Raw genomic sequence first — 631 nt, forward strand, 5'->3', positions numbered from 1 at the left:
TCATACGACCTCTTATAAAACCGAAAGTTGAGACTGTTGCAATTTGAACTTGCGCCCACTGTAAACAAACACGGCAACGAATACCGCGCAGCACACCACACGAATTAAGATTGGAATGTCGTGCCAAACCAAAAGCGCACCGATAGTAAGCAGAACCAACCTCATCAATATATTCAATGGTCCTTCTAAGTAACCTTCAATGGCTCCAATGAGCGCGTAAGTACCCACTATCGCAAAGAAGCCGACCGTAATTACTGATGTCACATCCCAACTGACCAATCCGGTATAGGCAATTAACAATGGAACCAAGTACAGCCCCTTCGCAATTTTCCAAGCCATTAAGCCTGTTCGCATTGGTGGCGTTTTCGCAATGGTCGCCGCTGCGAATGCGGTTAAACACACTGGTGGCGTAACGTTACTGTCTTGTGAAAGCCAGAAGATGATCAAATGCGCAGCCAACAATGCCAAGCCAACCGCCTCTAAACCCAGACTTTGCTCTAGTAGCGTTTCAACAAAATCAGCAGGAACCAGCGACAGCATTTCTTTCGCCGTTTCCAACGCCATTGGCGCATTGAGAAGATCGAGCTTATCTGGTGCCGCTAGCATGAAGATCGCTTTCGCTTGCTCAGGT

The 631-nt window shown here is 47.5% G+C and carries 1 protein-coding gene; it reads right to left on the reverse strand.

The genetic code is table 11. From position 1 onward, the window contains the following. Nucleotides 1-12 precede the first annotated feature (12 nt). The coding region (locus R7Q46_RS27955) for a TRAP transporter large permease subunit (RefSeq protein ID WP_318078402.1) at nt 13-631 on the reverse strand (619 nt) is incomplete at its 5' end.

The organism is Vibrio sp. 811, assembly GCF_033339195.1.